10 protein-coding genes and 2 pseudogenes are annotated in these 17,948 nt (G+C 68.2%); all 12 read right to left on the bottom strand.

The genetic code is table 11. From position 1 onward, the window contains the following. Positions 1-13 precede the first annotated feature (13 nt). The 12 genes and pseudogenes from AC1DSC_RS23690 to tssF all read right to left on the bottom strand — a co-directional run bounded on the left by AC1DSC_RS23690 (position 14) and on the right by tssF (position 17,946). Positions 14-496, bottom strand: coding sequence for a DUF6484 domain-containing protein (locus tag AC1DSC_RS23690; protein ID WP_018904076.1), 483 nt, complete (start codon positions 494-496; stop codon positions 14-16). Between the two features lie 26 nt (positions 497-522). Beyond that, positions 523-2,901 (bottom strand): type VI secretion system Vgr family protein, encoded by a 2,379-nt coding sequence (locus tag AC1DSC_RS23695; RefSeq protein WP_436287215.1) that lies wholly within the window; start codon positions 2,899-2,901, stop codon positions 523-525. Positions 2,902-2,988: 87 nt separating this feature from the next. Continuing rightward, positions 2,989-3,384 carry a DUF4150 domain-containing protein gene (locus AC1DSC_RS23700; protein ID WP_012745698.1) on the bottom strand — a complete coding sequence of 132 codons (396 nt, stop codon included), beginning with the start codon at positions 3,382-3,384 and terminating at the stop codon, positions 2,989-2,991. A gap of 12 nt (positions 3,385-3,396) precedes the next feature. Then, complete coding sequence (locus tag AC1DSC_RS23705; RefSeq protein ID WP_012745697.1) at positions 3,397-4,083, bottom strand: DUF3540 domain-containing protein; 687 nt, start codon at positions 4,081-4,083, stop codon at positions 3,397-3,399. Between the two features lie 67 nt (positions 4,084-4,150). Further along, a complete protein-coding gene (locus AC1DSC_RS23710) occupies positions 4,151-5,218 on the bottom strand; it encodes a pentapeptide repeat-containing protein (RefSeq protein ID WP_012745696.1) in 1,068 nt (355 codons plus the stop codon). A gap of 1 nt (position 5,219) precedes the next feature. Next, on the bottom strand, positions 5,220-7,832 hold the full coding sequence (locus AC1DSC_RS23715; protein ID WP_436287214.1) for a DUF2169 family type VI secretion system accessory protein: 2,613 nt from the start codon (positions 7,830-7,832) through the stop codon (positions 5,220-5,222). Positions 7,833-7,917: 85 nt separating this feature from the next. Then, a pseudogene (locus AC1DSC_RS23720) lies at positions 7,918-8,742 on the bottom strand (hypothetical protein); the annotation flags it as partial. Between the two features lie 194 nt (positions 8,743-8,936). Further along, positions 8,937-10,799, bottom strand: a pseudogene (locus AC1DSC_RS23725) (type VI secretion system Vgr family protein); the annotation flags it as partial. Positions 10,800-10,823: 24 nt separating this feature from the next. After that, positions 10,824-13,553, bottom strand: a complete 2,730-nt coding sequence (gene tssH / locus AC1DSC_RS23730) for a type VI secretion system ATPase TssH (protein ID WP_436287213.1) — start codon at positions 13,551-13,553, stop codon at positions 10,824-10,826. A 69-nt stretch (positions 13,554-13,622) separates the two neighbouring features. Continuing rightward, positions 13,623-14,957 carry a methyltransferase domain-containing protein gene (locus AC1DSC_RS23735; RefSeq protein ID WP_436035011.1) on the bottom strand — a complete coding sequence of 445 codons (1,335 nt, stop codon included), beginning with the start codon at positions 14,955-14,957 and terminating at the stop codon, positions 13,623-13,625. Beyond that, positions 14,954-16,057 (bottom strand): type VI secretion system baseplate subunit TssG, encoded by a 1,104-nt coding sequence (gene tssG, locus AC1DSC_RS23740; RefSeq protein WP_436035010.1) that lies wholly within the window; start codon positions 16,055-16,057, stop codon positions 14,954-14,956. Before tssG ends, AC1DSC_RS23735 begins: the two co-directional genes overlap by 4 nt. After that, positions 16,054-17,946: a type VI secretion system baseplate subunit TssF gene (gene tssF, locus AC1DSC_RS23745; protein ID WP_436035009.1), complete on the bottom strand. Its 1,893-nt coding sequence runs from the start codon at positions 17,944-17,946 to the stop codon at positions 16,054-16,056. The genes tssG and tssF overlap by 4 nt, the downstream gene beginning before the upstream one ends. Between the last annotated feature and the right edge of the window lie 2 nt (positions 17,947-17,948).

Here is a 17,948-nt window from a genome sequence, read left to right on the forward strand (position 1 = left end):
CTCTCCGGGTGCATCAGTTCAGTTGCACCGAACCGCCCTTGATGCGATTGACACCCGTCGAACGGCTCGACACATAGCTGCCCTGGATCAGCACCTTGCCGGCCTTGGTGAGCGTGATGCTGGCCTTGCCACACCGCAGCACGAGCTGCTCCTTCGCACTCACGGCGATCCGGCTGCCGTCAGCCTCCACATCGACCTGCGGTGGCATCGCGGGCAAGGGCGATCCGTCCCCGCTGCGCAGCACGCCCATCACGACGGGCCGGGCCGGGTCTGCCGCCTCGAACATCAGCACGACCTGCCGGCCGATGTGCACGCCATGCAGATCGACCACGCTGCGCGCGCGCACGGCCGCGGTGCCAGGCTGGCCCGGGAACACGACAAGGGGCGTGCATCCCTCGTCAGTGATGGCGACGAGTTCGCCCGTCGCCACGGCATTCCACGTCATGATGGCCGTGGCCACCTGCAATTGCGCTTCGATCAGATCCCTGCCGCTCATGGTCGGTTCTCCGTCATGTGATGGATTCAGTTCTGCAAGATCTTCGAGCCCTTCATCACGATGTCGCCGCTCGCCTTCGCGTTGATCTTCCCCGAGGCTTCGATCGTGATGTCCTTGCCCTTGATCACAATGGTCCCGTCCTTCTTCATCGTGATGCTGGCGCTGCCTGTCTTGATGGAGATGGAGTCGCCCGCATCGATCACGAGGTTCTTCCCGACGGTGAGCGCGTCGTCCTTGCCCACGCTGGATGTGCGCCCTTCGCCCACGCTGCGCGACTCGTTCTTGCCCACGGTGGTGGAAAGGTCCGCCCCCACATCCACCGACCGGTTCGCCCCGATGCTGCTCGACTGGTTCGCGCCCACATTGATCGTCTGGCTCGCCCCCACCGTCACCGCCTGCATCGCCCCCACCGTGATCTCCTGCGCCGCGCCCACGGTGATGGTCTCGTTGATCCCCACCGAATGCGTGCGCTGCAGTGCCACCGTGGCCGTCTCGCTCGCGCCCACCGTGATCGAGCGGTTCTGGCCGATGGAGATGGTCTCGTTCAGGTCCACCGTCTCCGTGCGGTTCTGGTGGATCGTGATGGTCTCGTTCTTGTCCACCGTTTCGGTGCGCTGGCCGTGCACGGTGATGGTCTCGTTGTTGTCGACCGTCTCGGTGCGATCGTGCTTGACGTGCGTGGTCTCGTCGTGGTCGATGGTCTTGGTGCGGTCGTGGCCCACCCAATGGGTCTCGTCGTTCTCGACCTCGATGTCCTGGTTTTTTTCGGCGTGCAGGTACACCTGCTCCGAACCCTTCTTGTCCTCGAAGCGGAACTCGTTGCAGTTGGACGCGCTGCCCTTGGGCGTGGAGCGCGTGCGAAAGCCGCTCTGCGTGTGCGAGCCGAAGGGGATCGGCTGGTCGTCGTTGTAGACACGGCCCACGATGATCGGCCGGTCGGGGTCGCCGTTGATGAAGTCGACGATCACCTCCTGCCCGATGCGCGGAATGAAGTACCCGCCCCAGCCCTTGCCCGCCCAGGGCTGCGACACGCGCACCCAGCAGGTGGACTTCTCGTCGCTCTTGTCGTAGCGGTCCCAGTGGAAGTGCACTTTCACGCGGCCGAAGTCGTCGGCGTGGATCTCTTCGCCGGCCGGCCCCACCACGATGGCCGACTGCGGGCCGGGCATGACGACGCGCGGCGTGAGGCGTGGCGGGCGGAACGGCACGTCGACGGGAATCGCGGTGATCAGGAAGGCACTGGTGCCCTGCAGGTCGGTGCGCAGCGCGGGCGCCTCGGCGATCAGCGCCTCGAGTGCGGGCCGCGCCTGGGCATTGACGGCATCGTCGTCGAGCGCCTCGCGCAGCGCCTGCTCGATGGGCATCCTCGGCGTGGCATGGGGAATGCTCTCGTAGCCCGGGTGGCTCGCCGCGAAGATGCAGGCGGCGATCACGTAGTCGCCATCGCGCGTGCCGTCGGGGTCGCCCTCGAAGGTGAAGCTGCGCCCCGCCGCCACGTCGGGCCAGGTGGTGAGCGCCCAGTGGCGCTGGCGGCGCGCGACGATCTCCTCGCCGCGCAGCTTGCCCTTGTCGTCCGCATCCGCACCCGTGAAGTAGCCGCCGGCAAACTCGAAGGCCTCGAATTCGGCCAGCTCGTGCTTGTCGGGCTGGCCGCCCGCGGCCTCGAGCTTCTTCTTGATGGCCTTGAAGTCGCTGTCGCGCGAGGCGTAGGTGCCGGTGTCGAACTGGCGCGCGCTCACCCAGCGCGAGATCTCGTTGTGGCGCGCCTCGGTGGTGTCGGTGGCCATGTGGCGCAGCGTTCCCTCCACGGGCAGCTTGTCGTGCGCGATGTCGCTGGCGTCCGACAGGTGCATGGTGCCGGGCGCATCGTGCGCATCGAACCAGTAGTAGATGCCTTCGTCTTCCAGCAGCCGCGACAGGAACTGGTAGTCGCTTTCCTGGTGCTGCACGCAGTAGCGGCGCGGGTTGTGGGTGCCGATGACGTTGCTGGTCCTGGTCTTCTTGAAGCGCCTGATCGGGCTGTCTTCAAGGACCGCGTCGAGCACTTCGAGCACCTTCTTTTCCTGCAGGATGCGCGAGTTGATGCGCTTGGTGAGAAGCCAGAACCACGAGCGCAGGCCGATGCGGTATTCGAAGTGCCGTCCCACGTGGCCGGTGCGCTCGAAGCGCACGGCGTGGCCCTGGCAATGGCGCTCGTGCATGCCGCCGTCCTTGTCCTGGAACTGGATGACCACGTCGAAGGCGCGGCCGAGGATGTCCTTGGCATCGAGCGCATGGTTCTTGGACAGCACGGTGAGTTCGTAGCTCGACGAGCGCGCGAGCGCCTCATGGCCCACGATGCGCCAGAACATCAGCTCGCCGTTGGCGGGCGAATCGCTTTCGATGCGGAACTCGTGATCGGCCATGTGCTTCGGCTCGAGGCCCCTCTCCCATTTCTTCCGGTCCCTGACTCTTTCCCGGCAGGCCTTGCAGCCTGCCGGATTGGCAGCGCCTCAGGGCGCAAGCAACAGCACCATCGTCTGGCTCGGCACGATCCGCACGCCCGGGCAGTTGGTGCTGTTCTGCAGCGACATGCTGGTCAGCCGGGTCGCGGGCATGCCGAGGTACAGCACGGTGAAGGCGCCCGTCAAGTGCCGGCTCGGTCCCATCACGGTGCCCGACGCCACCCCCATGTTGACGCCCGCGTTGTCGCCGTTGGTCATGGGAATGGTGGTGGCCAGGTTGTGCACCGGCATGCCCATGATGAGGATGTTCGGGCAGTTCGGCACCGCCATCGGCCCCATGGCCACATTGGGATAGGGAATGGGCACCGGGCCAGCCGGCGTGGGCGTCAGGCACACATCGGGAAATCCCATGTCGGTGCCCATCATCTGGCAATTGGCGAACATGAAGCGCCTCCTCTATCCGAAATGGATCTGCCCGCCGCGCGCCTTGACCAGCTTGCTGCCGTTCACCAGTGCGTGCTCCGCGCTGATGTGCACGAGCTGCTGCGCTTCCATCTCCAGATGCGCCGCATGCACGCGGTCCAGGCCTTCGGTGGTGCGCGCATGGTGCTTGCTGAAATGCGTGACCCGGTCGAACACCGTGGAAAGCGCCGATCCGATCAGCCGCATTGCCCCGGCCACGATGCGGACCTGGCCTCCGGCGAATTCGAGATCGTCGCTGGCGATGTCGGTGCGCGCGCTGTCCAGCGCGAAGCGCCGCGAACTCAGCGCGATCGCCGGCGCATGCAGCTCGAGCGCGCCGTCGGTAACCTCGAACCGCGTCGGGCCATGGCTGCGCAGCACCCGCGGCGCGCCGGCTTCGCGCTCCAACACCGCAAGGATCCAGATCTCGTCAGGTGCCACCCGGAAGCACGCCACCGTGTCGCCGGGCTGTGGCACGAGCAGGCAGCTGGCAGCGAGGCGCGCGCGGGCGCCGAAGTCGCCTGCGACCACGCGCAGTTCATCGGCCGCACCGGCCACCACCACGCCCACGCAGGATTCGGCGGCGATCGGCGAAGGCCGCCGCGGCGGCGCCTGCTTGTGGGTGCGCGGCTGCGCCTTCGGGCGGCTGGCGTCGAGAGGGGCGGCAGTAGCGTGAGTCATCGGAAGGCACTCCTCGGAAGTGTGGAGAACAGGAAGAAAGCGGCATGGCGGGCCGGCGGATTTCGCGTCATGGCGCAGGCCCCCTCCAGAGTTCCGCGCGCGCCAATGCCGCGTCGGTTTCCAGCGCCCGGGGGCGGTCGGTCCACAGCGCGTCCTCGGTGTCGGCGCGATGCAGCACGGTGCGCAACAGGGTGGCGCCGCGGCCGTCGACCTTTTGCAGGTCGGCCCGGCTGAAATCGGCATAGCTCAGATCGCAGTCGCGCAGCGAGGCGGCAGCCAGCTTCGCATCCGCAAAGTGGCACTGGTGCAGGTCGGCGCCATCGAAGCGCGCGCCGGGCAGCATGCTGCGCGTGAACAGCGCCTGCCGCAGCCCCGCACCCGCGAAGTTGACGGCTTCGCCCCGGGCATCGCAGAACACGGCCATCGGCCCTTGCGCGCCGGAGAAGTCGACACGATCGAGGCGCGCGCCCTGGAAATTGCATTGCCGCATCGGCGCGTTGCGAAAGCTCGCGCCGCCGAGGTTGCAGTTCGCGAACTGGCAACCGTCGAGGGACAGGCCGGCGAAGGATTTCCCCTGCAGGTCGACCTCGTGGAACACGACCCGCTGCATCCGGGCGCGCGCCCAGGTCATTTGCGCCAAGCCGCATGCGAGCATCGAGGTGTGGACCCAGCGGCTGTCGTCCGCGTTGACGTCCACCAGGTTCGACCGCGTGAAGGTCGAAGACTCCAGGTCGGCTCCGATCAGCGCGGCATGGGCGAAGTCGCAGTTCGAGACGGTTGCCATCGACAGCACAGCCTGGGTCAGTTGCGCATGCGGCAGCGCGCAGTCGGTCAGCACCGCGCCGTGCAGGTCGGCACTGCGCAGCGCAGCATGGTCGAAGGTGCACCGGTTGAGCACGGCGCGGCGCAGGCTGGCGCCGTCCATCAGCGCGCCCTTGAAGCTGCACTGGTCGAACAGCGTCTCGCGCAGGTCGGCGCCGCGCAGGTCGGCCTCGTCGAACCGGCAGCGCGAGAACACGCCGCCGGCCAGGTACGCGCGCGCATAGGCGCCGGCGCCAAAGTCCTTGTCTTCCATCGGCTCGCCCAGCGTCACGGCGAGTGCCAGCAGTTTCGGGGTCAGCAGTGCGCTGGGCATCTCAACGCCCTCCCGCATGCTGTTCCGGCGTCAGCCGTGGGTGGATGCGCGCACGTTCGAGCAACGCTCCGTCGAACTTCGCGTCGCCATCGAGCCGCACGCGCGACAGGTCGGCGCCGAAGAGGTTGGCCTCGCGCAGATCCGCGCCGCGCAGGTCGGCGGACTGCAGGATGGCATCGTGGAAGTTGGCGCCCGCGAGACGGGCCCGTTGCAGCCCCGCCTTGCGAAACAGCGCCCCTTTGGCGTTCGCCAAGCGCAGGTCGCTGTCCGAAAGAAGGCCCATGCCGAAGTTCGCCCCCGCGAGGTTCGCCCGCGCCAGCCGCGCGCCGCTCAGGTCGCATTCGCCCAGGTTGGCATTGGCCAGCATGGCGCCGGTGAAATCGGCTCCCGCCAGGCGTGTGGTCTTGACCACCACCGCGCCAGCCATCCGGGCGCCGACGAAGCGGGCGTTCGCGGCATTGCAGCCGACCAGGCTGGCCGCGCCGAGATCCGCGCCGCTGAAGTCTGCGCCCTGCAGGTTGCATTCGATGAAGCTGCAGTTGGCCAGGACGGCTTCGACGAACCGCGCCCCGCTCATGTCGAGCTTGTAGAACAGCATCCCCGGCGCCACGATCGCCGAGGCGTCGGCTCCGGCCCAGACGCTGTCGAGCCATTGAGCCTGCGCCAGCCGCGCGCCGCGCAGCTGGGCCAGGCCGAGCCGGGTGCCACCGAGGATGGCGCCTTGCAGGTTCGCGTTGTCGAACACCGCCTGTGCGCATTCGGCGCCGCCGAGGTTGGCCGCACGGAAGTCGGTGCCGATGGCGATCGCCCCACGCAGGTCGGCGTGGGCCAGCACCGTGGCCTGCAGCTTCGCGCCCGACAGGTTGGCGTTGCGCAGGTTCGCGCTCTCCAGCCAGGCGCCGGTGAAATCGACGCCGCGCAGATCGAGGTTCGACAGGTCTGCGCCCGTCAGGTCGATGCCCGGCCACCGCTTCAGATGGCTCCGCAGCAAGAACGCCACCTCGCGGCGGCTCGCCGCCGCGGCCTCGCCCGCAAGGGGAACGGCGGCGGCCTGCAGGTGCGCCGTCTGCAGGTAGTCGACGTGCAGCGAGTTCTGCATGCGCCAGAGCGCGGTACCGATGCGCGCACGGTCGAAGGGCTTGCCGGCAGTACGGTGCGCGCCTTCCAGTTCCGCGAGCTGCTGCTTCGCGCTGAAGAGCGGCGGACCGCGGTGCTGGAGCTTTTCAGCGGCGGGTTTGTGCTTTCTGACGAAGGCGATCGCGGTTTCGGCGTGCGTTGCCGCGTCGTCCAGCGCCGCCCAACGCTGCGCGTCCATCTGCTCGCGCAGCTTCTTCAGGTAGGCCGGCATCTCGGCGGCGGTCGGCGGCTTTTCTCGCGGCGCCAGCCGAACGCCGAGCGCATCGGGGTCCCTGCCCTTCGACTGCAGGAAGTCGCGCGCCAACTGCACCTCGACTTGCGCGCGGCGGTACTGCGCCGCCTCCTGCAGGCCTTGCGACTTCATGACGGCTTGCAGGGCTTCCAGCGAGGGATCGGCGGTGTCCAGGCCCTCGGGCTGCAGATCGCCGTCGTTCAGGGCCTCGAGCGCCGCGTCGCGGCCGCGCGTGCGCTTCTCGAGCACCGACAGGTAGTGCGCGCCAGTGCGCGCCTCGGCCGGATCGATGCGCTCGACCGCCCCGAGCAGATCGTGGATGTCGGATGCGTCGTCCTCGGCGGTTTCAGCCAGGCCGTGGAAGACCAGGACCATCCGCTGCGCCGCCGGGAAGAACCACACCGTCGTCAGCCGCATCGGAATTTCACGCAGCTTGAAGACCGCGCTGTCCCCCTCGCCCATCCGGTAGTGCGCGAACGCACGCACGCGAAGACCTGGCAGCCGGCCTTCGATGTGCGGGCGCTCGGGATGCATGTGATCGAGCTCGTAGGGCTCGTCGCCGCGCAAGGGCGCATCGATCCACTGGTCGCGCGGCGCCATGTTGAAGTGCTGCCAGTTCAGGTCGGGCGCGTAGCCGGGTGCATGCTCCTTCAGCCAGTTGGCGTCGTAGGTGCCGCGCAGCGCCGCCCGCTGCGGATGCAGCACGTCGAGCGGCGTGAAGGCCGCGGGCGCCACCGCCTGGTCCGGCCTGCGCAGCCGGTCGCCCGGGTATTCGAGGGCGGGCAGCCATCGAATGCGGTCGGCGGCCTGGCGGCCGCGCCCCGATGGGTTCTCGGCGAAGTCCGCGCCGCCATAGGCATTGGGCCAGTCCAGGGCCAGCGGCTGCATCGGCGCCGGCGCACTCGGCGCGTCACCGTCCCAGTAGCGCTCCCCGAATGCCAGCAGTGTCTTCGAGGTGCCGCCAAGCCGAGCGCGCACCGCAACGGCCTCGGGGCGCTCGGGCGCCGCGAAGGCCCTGCCATGCACGAGAAACTCCGGCGTCAGCTTGGCGATGCCCTCGTCGATCAAGGGCACCGCCATCTCGGCGCCGAGAAAATTCCACATCGACTGCTCGCCCCAGAGACAGCCCTGCGCCGGCTGCGCGAAAGGGACGTGCAGGTAGCCCGACACGGACAGGCCGAACCGCTTGCGGAACGCCATGGGCCTGAACGAGAGCCCGAGTGTCTGGGGCTTGATGATCTGCATGGGGGCAAGCTTGTTTCAGAAACCGGAGGAATTGGGTTCGGACGAATTGGGCTCTGATGAGCTGGGCTCGGATGAGCTGGGCCCGGATGAACTGGGCTCGGACGAACTGGGCTCGGACGAGCTGGGCTCTGACGAGCTGGGCTCCGACGAGCTGGGCTCCGACGAGGTCGGCCCGTCGCCGCCGGCGGATGGATCGCTGGAAGATCCGCCGTCGGGCACGGCAAAGGGGTCGTAGTCCGATGAGAAGGCGTCGCCCCGGGTGTTCTGGGTGCTCGTCGGCGCGTCCTTGTCCATGGTGCCCGCGCCGTCGGTCGCCAGGCGGTTCAGGCGCGCGGCCAGGCCCGGGTGCCCGGCAGCGGCGGCATCCCGGGCCGCCTGCGCCAGTTCCGCCTTGGCATCGCTGTACTGGTCCGACAGCTCGGCGAACCCGATGACGGAGGACATGAAGCCCACGTTCACCCCTTCCAGCACGCCGACGATCGCCAGGAACTCCGCGCCCTCGCTCAGCACCGTGGCGCCGCCGCCGGCGGCCCCTCCGCCGGGCACGTACATCTTCATCGAGTTCATCTCGATGTGCGGCCCCACCGCGATGCTCAGCTTGGCGGCGGCCACCGCCTCGAACTGCAGCGCCAGCGTGTTGCTGATGCTCGCACCCATGAAGGTGTCGATGGCCACGCCGAGAAAGGTGCTGCGGGCCAGCCCCATGTTTGTCTCGCTCGCCATGCCGACGTAGCCGCTGTTGTTGTTCCCCATGACCGTGACGTTGTTCTCGATCGACGTCTGGTTGATCTTGCCGACCGCCAGGATCGAGGCATCCGTGTTGCTCAGCACGCTGAACTTGTTCGCCATGATCGAGTAGGGGCCGCTGGGCACCGCCATCACCGCGGAATTGGCACCGGTGATCTTCCATTCGAAGTGCGGCGTTTCCATCACGATGGTGGCCGCCTTGAAGCCCATGTTTCCGGAGACGGTGAAGGTCTGGTTGCCGCTTACCTTGCGCGTTTCATTGCCTGTGGTGTGGTCGATGCGGTTGCCCGAGGTCTTGGTGCGGATGTCGCCCTTGGCCTCGACCTGGTGCACGCCGTCCACGGTGGTGACCTGGTTGCCGACGATCTTGTTTTCCTGGTTGCCGATGACCTTCAGGCTCTGGTTGACGTCGACGATGTGCGACTCGTTGTTCTTGACGTGGATGCTGCGGTTGCGCGTGACGGCCAGGCTCTGGTCGCGCTGGACGATGCCGCTCTGGTCGCGCTCGACCACCAGGCTCTGGTCGCGGCCCACGGTGGTGGAATCGTCGCGCTCCACGCTGCGGCTCATGTTGCGCTCCGCATGGATGTTGATGTTCTCCTCGCCCTTCTTGTCCTCGAACATGATCTCGTTGTAGTTCGCGGGACCGCCGCCGGGCGTGGAGCGGGTCTTGAAGCCGCTCTGCGTGGGCGACTTGTAGGGAATGGGCTGGTCGTCGTTGTAGACACGGCCCACGACGATCGGCCGGTCGGGGTCGCCGTTGATGAAGTCGACGATCACCTCCTGGCCGATGCGCGGAATGAAGTACCCGCCCCAGCCCTTGCCGCTCCAGGGCTGCGACACGCGCACCCAGCAGGTCGACTTCTCGTTGCTCTCGTCGTAGCGGTCCCAGTGGAAGTGCACCTTCACGCGGCCGTGCTCGTCCACGTGCAGCTCGTCGCCCGCGGGGCCGACCACGATGGCCGTCTGCGGACCGGGCATGGTCACGCGCGGCGTGAGGCGCGGCGGCCGGTAGGCCCGCTCCATCGGTATCGCGGTGATCAGGAATGCGCTGGTGCCCGGCTGCGAGGTGCTGAGCATCGGCGTGCTGGCGATCAGGTCTTCCAGCACCTGCAGCGTGTCGGCGTTCACCGCATCGTCGCGCAGCACGCCGGCCAGCGCCGTGCGCAGGTCCTGCGGAACGGCCGTGCCGGCGCCCACGCTTTCATAGCCGGGGTGGCTTGCCATGAAGGTGCAGGCCGCGATCACGTAGTCGCCGTTGCGCGTGCCGTCGGGGTCGCCCTCGAACTTGAAGCTGCGCCCCGCAGCCACGTCGGGCCAGGTGGTCAGCGCCCAGTGGCGGTCGCGGCGCGCATTGAGCTCGTCGCCGCGCAGCTTGGTGCGGTTCTCGCCGTCGTCGCCCGTGAAGTAGCCGCCCGGGAATTCGAACTCCTCGAAGTCGGCCAGTTCGTGGTCGTCCTTCACATCGATGGTGGCAGCCAGCTTCTTCTTGATCGCCTTGAAGTCGCTGTCGCGCGAGGCCTGCTTGCCGGTGTCGAACTGGCGTGCGCTCACCCAGCGCGAGATCTCGTTGTGCCGCGCCTCGCTCGCGTCGCTGGACATGTAGCGCAGCGTGCCTTCCACCGGCAGCTTCTCGTGCGCCAGGTCGCTCGCGTCCGACAGGTGCATGGTGCCGGGCGCGTCGTGCGCGTCGAACCAGTAGTAGATGCCTTCGTCCTCAAGCAGGCGCGAGAGGAACTGGTAGTCGTTCTCCTGGTGCTGCACGCAGTAGCGCCGGGGCGTGTGGGTGCCGATGACGTTGCCGGCCTTGGTCTTCTTGAAGCGCTTGATCGGGCTGTCTTCGAAGACCGCGTCGAGCACCTCGAGCACCTTCTTGTCCTGCAGGATGCGCGAGTTGGTGCGCTTGGTGAGCAGCCAGAACCACGAGCGCAGCGTGATGCGGTATTCGAAATGCCTGCCCACATGCCCGGCCCGCACGAAGCGCACCGCATGGCCCTGGCAGTGGCGCTCGTGCACGCCGCCGTCCTTGTCCTGGAACTGGATGACCACGTCGAAGGCGCGGCCGAGAATGTCCTTGGCATCGAGCGCCTTGTTCTTCGACAGCACCGTGAGCTCGTAGGCCGACGGGCGCGCGAGCGCCTCGTGGCCCACGATGCGCCAGAACATCAGGTCGTCCTTGGCGGGTGAATCTGTCTCGATGCGGAACTCGTGATCGGCCATTTTTTACTCTTGATGCGCAGTTGCTCAGTCGAACGCGTAGGTGAAGTCGGCGTCCTTCACATCGAGCGCGACGCGGCGGATCTCGCCGCCCGAGGCCAGCCGCTGCAGGTACTCGACCGAGATGGTGGGCAGCACGGTGTTGGTCAGGATCGCGTCGATCACGCGCCCGCCCGACTCCGGGTCCTGGCAGCGCGCAACCACCTGGTCGACCACCGCGTCGCTGTATTCGAAGGGCACGCCGTGGTTGGTCTCCACGCGCTTCTTGATGCGGCCCAGCTGCAGCCGCACGATCTTCTTCATCATGTCGGGCGACAGCGGGTAGTAGGGAATGGTGACGATGCGGCCCAGCAGCGCAGGCGGGAACACCTTCATGAGCGGCGCTTTCAGCGCATCGGCCAGCGCGTTGGAATCGGGCAGCAGCTCGGGGTCGCGGCACATGCTCATCACCAGCTCGCTGCCGGCGTTGGTGGTGAGCAGGATGATCGTGTTCTTGAAGTCGATCATGCGGCCCTCGCCGTCTTCCATCCAGCCCTTGTCGAACACCTGGAAGAAGATCTCGTGCACGTCGGGGTGGGCCTTCTCGACCTCGTCGAGCAGCACCACGCTGTAGGGCCGGCGGCGCACCGCCTCGGTCAGGATGCCGCCCTCGCCGTAGCCCACGTAGCCCGGCGGCGCGCCCTTGAGCGTGGAGACGGTGTGCGCCTCCTGGAATTCGCTCATGTTGATGGTGATGATGTTCTGCTCGCCGCCGTACAGCGCCTCGGCCAGTGCCAGCGCGGTTTCGGTCTTGCCCACGCCCGAGGTGCCGCAGAGCATGAAGACGCCGATCGGCTTTTGCGGGTTGTCCAGCCGCGCGCGAGACGTCTGGATGCGCCGCGCGATCATCTCCAGGCCGTGCTTCTGGCCGATGACGCGCTGGTTGAGCGTGTCGGCGAGCTTGAGCACCGCCTCCACTTCGTTCTTGACCATGCGGCCGACGGGAATGCCGGTCCAGTCGGCCACCACCGAGGCCACCGCCTGCTCGTCGACCGAAGGCAGGATCAGTGGCGACTCGCCTTGCACCGCATGGATCTTGGCCTGCAGCGCATGCAGTTCTTCAAGCAGCGCAGCGCGGTCTTCGCTCCCTCCCTCGCCGGGGGAGGGCTGGGGTGGGGGCACGTCGGCTTTCGCATCGCCCTCGGCGGAAGCAGTGTCCACCGGCTTGCTCCCCGCACGCAATTTGCTGCGCAATTCCAGCAACCGATCGACCAGCCCCTTCTCTTCCTTCCAGCGGGCGTTGAGCGCTTCCAGCTGCCCGTTCGATTCCAGCAGCAGCGCGGAGACCTGCGCCGCGCGCTTGGTCACGTCGATGCCGATGGCTTCCTCGCGGCCGATGATCTCCTGCTCGACCGTGAGTCCCTCGATGCGGCGCATGCAGTCCTCCACCTCCGGCGGCGTCGCGTGCTGACTCACAGCCACGCGCGCGCATGCCGTGTCGAGCAGGCTCACGGCCTTGTCGGGCAATTGGCGCGCGGGAATGTAGCGGTGGCTCAGCTTCACGGCCGCCTCGATGGCCTCGTCGAGCAGCTGCACGCGGTGGTGCTTCTCGAGCACGCTGGCCACGCCGCGCAGCATCAAGATGGCCTTCACCTCGTCGGGCTCGGGCACCTGCACCACCTGGAAGCGCCGCGTCAGCGCCGGGTCTTTCTCGATGTACTTCTTGTACTCGGCCCAGGTGGTGGCGCCGATGGTGCGCAGGTTGCCGCGCGCCAGCGCGGGCTTCAGCAGGTTGGCCGCATCGCCGGTGCCGGCCGCGCCGCCCGCGCCCACCAGCGTGTGGATCTCGTCGATGAAAAGAATGATGGGCGTGGGCGATGCCTGCACCTCGTCGATCACCTGGCGCAGCCGCTGCTCGAACTCGCCCTTCATGCTGGCGCCGGCCTGCAGGAGGCCGATGTCGAGCGTGAGCAGCTTCACGTCTTTGAGCTGCGGTGGCACGTCGCCGCGCGCGAGGCGCTGCGCGAAGCCTTCAACCACGGCCGTCTTGCCAACGCCCGCCTCGCCCGTGAGCAGCGGATTGTTCTGGCGGCGGCGCATCAGGATGTCGACGATCTGGCGGATCTCCTCGTCGCGTCCGGTGATCGGGTCCATCTCGCCCTTCTTGGCCTTCTCGGTGAGGTCGACCGCGAACTTCTTGAGCGCGTCGCCCTTGCCCATGGCGGCGGGCGCCATCGCGCCCGAGTCTTCGCCGGGAGCGCCGCTGCCCATGCCGGTGCCGTCCTGCGCGCGCATCTGCGATTCGGGCGAGGCGTCGCAGATCTTCGCGAAGTTGTCGGCCAGGTCCTCGACCTTGACCTTCTCGAACTGCTTCGACAAACCGAACAGCGGGTTGCGCAGGCTCTGCGTCTTCAGCATGCCCACCAGGATGTAGCCGGTGCGCACCTGCGCCTCGCCGAACTGCAGCGTGGCATAGGTCCAGGCGCGCTCGATGGCGTTCTCGATGTGCGGGGAAAAATCGCTGATGGCGGTGGCGCCGCGCGGCAGGCGGTCGAGCGCGGCCGTCATGTCCTTGGCGACGACCGACACGTCGAGGCCGTAGTGCTGGATCACGCGGTGCAGGTCGGAGTCCTGCGCCTGCAGCAGCTGTGCGAACCAGTGCTCCAGTTCCACATACGGATTGCCCCGCATCTTGCAGAACACCGTGGCGCCCTCGATGGCCTTGTAGGCCAGCGAGTTGAGTTTGCCGAAAAGGGCGGTGCGACTGATTTCACTCATGGAAGACTCCGTATCTGTTGAAGACGATTCATGCCGGTAAATTCGAAGTTCGACGATCCGTGTCCGGCGTCAATGCGCAGAAAGCCTTGCGCTGGCCAGCCACCCCTGCACGTCCTGCCCCGCTTCGCGGCGCGGCACGATCGGCTCGATGCGAACGGCACCAAAGTCGGCAGCCGCAAGGCAGGCCTCCACATGCGCAGCCGCATGGCGGTAGCGGCCGCTGCCTTCGAGCCTGAAGTCGTGCTGTCCCCCGGGCATGGCCTCGACCGTGAACACCACCCCGCCCGCCGGACGCAGCGCGCGCGCGGCCGCCGCCAGCACCTCGTGCAAGTCGCCGAAGTAGCACAGCGTGTCAGCCGATATCACCAGGTCGAAGCGGCCGGGCTGGGTCTGCAGGTAGTGGGTGAGCTCGGCCTTGTGCAGCACGTCGTAGCCGCCGCGCTGCTCCGCGCGCTGCAGCATGCCGACCGACAGGTCGCAGCCGGCCAGGTGCGCGGCCCAGGGCCGCAGCAACGGGGCGCAGAGCCCGGTGCCGCAGCCGGCATCGACCACGGCCAGGCTCGCGGCCGGCGCGCCATGCATTTGCTGCACCGCCTGCGCCACCAGTTCGGGCGCACGGTAGTGCAGCTTCTCCAGGCTGGCGTCGAAGCTTCCGGCGTAGCTGTCGAACACGGTCTCCACATAGCCGTCGCTGGCGCGCGCGGGCGCCTGCCCCTCGCAGGCGGCCAGCAGATGAGTGACCACGGGATTGCCTGGATCCTCGGCCAGCCACTCCCGGTACATGCCAAGGGCCTGCCCATGCTCTCCGAGCAGTTCCAGCGCGCGAATCACCTGCGAGCGGGCGCTCAGGTTGCGCGGCTGCAGCAGCACCGCGCGGCTGTTGGCGATGACGCTCTCATGGATGCGCCCCTGCTCCATCAGCGCGATCGACAGGTTGTACCAGGCCTCGCTGAATTCCGGCCGCAGTTCGATCGCCTGGCGGCTCACGCGCTCGGCGGCTTGCCAGTGGCCCTTGCGGCGTTCGAGCGATGCGATGTTGCTCAGTGCATCGGCGCCTTCGTCGCCTTCTTTGGCGAAGGAAACGCTGTTGCCGTAGGCCAGCATCGCGCCGTCGATGCGGCCGGTCTCGACCAGCAGGTTGCCCAGGTTGTTCCAGGCGCCGCTTTGCGCGGGTTGCAGCGTGAGCGACCTTCCGATCAACGCGATGCTCTCGTTGCTGCGGCCTTGCGCATGGCGCAGCAGGCCCTGGTAGTGCAGGGCGTCGGGGTCGGCCGGCGCGGCCTCCAGGAGGCGGTCCAGCAATCGGTCCGCCGCGTCCAGCTTCTGCGCCTTGACCAGGGCCGCGGCTTGCGCCAGCGCGGCCGCGTGCGCCGTCGTGTCCGGGTGCACGGGCGTCGTCGTCATGCGGCGGCTCCCACGGTGGCCTGGGCGCTGCGGGCGGTCATCGGGCGGTTGCCGATGCGCACGTCCGCCGCATCCTTGGCACGCGTGCGCTGGCCGAGCCACGAGACCCAGCCCAGGCGCGGCGCGTTGCCCTTGGCCTGGCCAAGGCGCGTGGCGGGCACCTGCGTCGTCTCGAGCACCAGCTCGGCGTCCCATTCGAGTTCGTCGCCGAGCAGCTGCTGCATCCAGCGCTGCAGCACCGGCTGCGCGTTGCCGGTCGGCAGGAACATGCGGTACTGCGCGAGCGTGAGCGGGCCGATGTGCAGGCGCACACGGTGCTGCCGGTCCCACGCGCGCGTGCCGAGCATCGCGCCCATGCCCATCGAACGCGAACTCTCGCCCTGCCCCAGCCGCGTGAGCTCGCCGGCGGGCAGGCTCATCCAGTGGCCGACCCAGCGCTCCAGCTTCACGGGCACGCCGAAGTAGCTGCACAGCACCGCTTCCACGCTCTCGGCGTTGTGCACGCGGCGCGCGAGCCAGCCCGAGAAATGCAGGCGCGCATCGTCGTGCACCTCGTCGCGCTCGATGCGCCCCGGCGTGCCGATGCCCACGAACGCGCCAACCTGCAGGCGGAAGCGGTCCTCGCCCGGCCGGTCGAGCGCCACCGCGGGCCGCGCCTGCGCCCAGGCGCGGTAGAAGTGCAGCGAGAAGCGGTGCAGAAAGCTGTCGAGAAAGGCCAGCCAGGTCGGATCGCCATGGTTCAGGCTGCGCTCGCGGATGAAGTCGCTCAGGTGCACCGGCAGCGGACCGTTGGGCCCGACATAGCTGAAGAAGTGCTGGCGCAGGCGCGGTGGCGAATACGCGCTGGCCGGCTCGAAGCGGCTGAAGCTGGCCGGCGCGAACGACAGCGACGGCTCCTGTCCCACGCGCACCGGCTCCGCGCTCGGCAGCAGGGCACGGCCCCAGCGCGGCGTGGTCGCGGCCACCGACTCCAGCCGGCGCAGCACCGCAAAATAGTCGAAGGACCACGGCTCGGCCGACCATGCGCGCAGCGCGGTGTCGACCCGCGTGTTGACCGCCCCCCCCAGGCTCGCGCCCTCGGGGGGCCGGGCGGCGCTCACAGGATCTGCCGGGTCCCGCACAGCGGCCTCCATCGCATGGTCTCGCCCCGGCCCGCCACGCGCAGCACGGTCTCGACGAAATGGTTGACCTCCACATGGCGCGCCAGAAAGCGCGCCATCACCGCGCCGAACAGGAACACGCTGTGGCCGTGGAATGCGTCCTTGTCGACCTCGAGCGTCACTTCGAGCCCGCGCCCAAAGGCGATCGGCCCCTTGAGCGGCAGGCGGCGCGCCACGGGCTTGGCTTTCACCGAGAGCAGCCCGCGCACCTGGCCCTGGCGCATCTCGTCGGCATGCGTGGCATAGAGCATCAGCGTTTCGCGCAATGCGGCGGCGCCTTGCTCCGGCGTGCTGTCGGAGATCGACAGGTAGTTGAGCGCCAGGTGATCGACCACCCGCCAGCCCAGCCCCTGGCTCACCACCGGCGACACCGGCCGCGAAGGACCGCGCACCATGCGTACCCGCTGCACGGGGAAGGAGTCGACGCAGTCGAAGTCGTTGTCGCGTCCCAGCGGCATCAGGAGCGGCAGGTCGCGGTTGGTGCACAGCGCGGCCACCGCAAGCTGCCGCAGCGCGGCCGCATACGGCGCCTGCTGCGGATCGACGATCTGCATGTAGACCTCGGAGCCGATGTGGCTGCTGCGATGGCCCTCGGTGCGCTGGCGCACCGACAGCATCCGCGGCTCGCGCGTGGTCGTGAAGTAAGCCGGGTGGCTGTGCCGCGTGCCGTGGAAGGCCGAATAGAAGGGGCGGAACACCTGTTCGGCGGCCGCTGCATCGGCGCCCGGTGCGCCGTGGCCGATGACCTCGGTGACGGTGTGCACCTCGAAATCCTGCGGGCGCGTGCGGTCGGGCACCAGGTGGAACTGGCTCACGCCTTCGGTCAGCGGCACGCGGTCGAGCCGCTTGTTGAACAGGTTGATCACCGGCACGCAGTGCAGCTGCACGTTGTCGGCGCTCACCAGTTTTTCGAGCGCCGCATCGCCGCGCGAGAACAGCAGCACGAGCTCGACCTCGGCGACCGGCATGGCCGCAAGCACCGACTGCAGCCCGGCAATGCGCAGGAACTGGAAGCGCTGTGGAAACGCGAAGTACTCCTGCAGCAGCCGAAAGCCCGAGAAGCCGGTGGCCGTGACCGGCAGCAGCGCTTCATCGTCCTCGAAGCCGACCGGCAGGATCGCCGTGGCCGGCAGGCTCTGCGCCGCGCCCTGCAGCGCACCGGTGGGCGACAGCGGCCGCACCATCACGCCGATGGGCTGGCCCAGCGCGCACTCCTGCAGCTGCCACGCCACATCTTCGGCGCCGCCCAGATGCAGCACCAGGTCGTCGAGCTGAATCTGGCTGAAGTTGAGCCCCGCCGTCGCATGCAGCGTGATGCGCAGGCCGCCGCGGATGGCGCGGGACTGGGGGTGCGTGGCGAGCGGCAGGTCGGGCGCATAGGTGAAGTACTGGGCGCGCTGGATCTCGATCGGCCAGATGCGCAGCGCGCTCGAGGTGCGGAACTCGCAGTGCGTGTTCTGCCCCACGGCCTGCCGCGCGCGCAGGCCCGCGCCGCGCGGCAGCCTGGGACCGGTCGCAAGGTTGGCGTCGTCCAGGTCGGGCGAGAACGAGACCACCGCCATGGCGGGCGTGGGCGCGAGGAAATTCGGATAGACGATGTCGAGCAGGTGGCCCGTGAAGCGCGGGTATTCGGCATCGAGCTTGAGGTTGACGCGCGCCGACAGGAAGGCCGTGGCCTCGATCAGCCGCTCGACGTACGGATCGGCGACCTCCTGGCCTTCGATGCCCAGGCGGTGCGCGATCTTCGGAAAGGCGCGCGCAAACTCCGAGGAGCTCTCGCGGAAGTAGCGCAGTTCCTGTTCATACAGGTTCAGCAGCCGAGGGTCCATGT

Source organism: Variovorax sp. 01N425 (genome assembly GCF_056399465.1).